Below are 748 nucleotides of genomic sequence, written 5' to 3'. Positions count from 1 at the left end.
GCCCTTGGCTGGCTGTGGCTGCTGATGGGGAGCGCCACCGCCGCAAGCCTGCAGGTCGCCCCTACGTCATTGCAGCTCACGCCGCGTCAGAACGCTGACGCGCTGTGGCTCACCAACAGCGGCACCGCACCAGTCCAGGTGCAGGTGCGGGTGTTCGAGTGGCGCCAGGACAGCGGCCAGGACCAGCTTCTGCCCACCACGGAACTGCAGGTCAGCCCGCCCATGCAATCGCTGGCCGCCGGCCAGCAGCAGCTGATCCGGGTGGTGCGCAGCGACCCTGCCCCGCCCGCCGCGCAACGCGCTTACCGGGTGGTGGTGGACGAACTGCCCAGCGCGGTGCCGCAGGGCACCGGCATGCAGTTCGTGCTGCGCTATTCGATGCCGGTGTTCATCCAGCCCGCCGGCGACGCCCCGCTCAAGCACGCGCTGCAGGCCCGTCTGCTGCGGCTGGATGACGGGCGCCCGGCCCTGGAGGTGCACAACAGCGGCAACAGCTACGCGCAACTGGCCGATATCGGCCTGGGCAGTGCGGATCGCCCGCAGATCGTGCACCCCGGCCTGCTCGGCTATGTGCTTGGCGGACAGACCATGCGCTGGCCGCTGGATGTTCCAGCGGCCCGCCTGGCAGGCGCCACGTTCTCGGCGAAGATCAATGGCGAGTCGGCCCAGACGCCGCTGCCCGTCGCGCCTGCGGCTCGCTGAGGCCTGCATGCGGATGCTGCTCACCGCGACGCTGGCACCGTGCGCG

General features: G+C 70.9%; 1 protein-coding gene. It reads left to right on the top strand.

Annotated elements, in window-relative coordinates; genetic code table 11:
• The coding region (locus tag DBR34_RS19725) for a molecular chaperone (RefSeq protein ID WP_258224167.1) at window positions 1-702 on the top strand (702 nt) is incomplete at its 5' end.
• Between the last annotated feature and the right edge of the window lie 46 nt (window positions 703-748).

The organism is Stenotrophomonas sp. HMWF003, assembly GCF_003061285.1.
Taxonomy (GTDB): Bacteria; Pseudomonadota; Gammaproteobacteria; order Xanthomonadales; family Xanthomonadaceae; genus Stenotrophomonas; species Stenotrophomonas maltophilia_AP.
This window is presented reverse-complemented; position numbering and strand designations above follow the sequence as displayed.